Origin of the sequence: Pseudomonas sp. PDM28 (assembly GCF_019219115.1) — a bacterium.
GTDB classification, from domain to species: Bacteria; Pseudomonadota; Gammaproteobacteria; order Pseudomonadales; family Pseudomonadaceae; genus Aquipseudomonas; species Aquipseudomonas laurylsulfatiphila.
In genome coordinates this window covers 1-359 of record NZ_JAHUWG010000034.1, presented here as the reverse complement: position 1 = coordinate 359, position 359 = coordinate 1, and the positions used below count along the sequence as shown (strand labels likewise).

Below are 359 nucleotides of genomic sequence, written 5' to 3'. Positions count from 1 at the left end.
GAGTTCCCTGAAGGGCCGTCGAAGACTACGACGTTGATAGGTTGGGTGTGTAAGCGCTGTGAGGCGTTGAGCTAACCAATACTAATTGCCCGTGAGGCTTGACCATATAACACCCAAGCAATTTGCTTACTTCGAAAGAAGCATCAGATTGCGGTGTGTGAAGACGAAACGAACCGAAAGTTCGAGATGCTCACAAAACACCAGCTGTCACATACCCAATTTGCTGAAGCGAGGCCAACTGGCCACGATTCGGTACCCGAATTTCTTGACGACCATAGAGCGTTGGAACCACCTGATCCCATCCCGAACTCAGAAGTGAAACGATGCATCGCCGATGGTAGTGTGGGGTTTCCCCATGT

At 50.4% G+C, this 359-nt stretch carries 2 rRNA genes; both read left to right on the top strand.

Going from position 1 to position 359, the window contains the following annotated elements:
• Positions 1-106, top strand: a 23S ribosomal RNA gene (locus tag KW841_RS29465); the annotation flags it as partial.
• A 158-nt stretch (positions 107-264) separates the two neighbouring features.
• Positions 265-359, top strand: a 5S ribosomal RNA gene (gene rrf / locus KW841_RS29460); the annotation flags it as partial.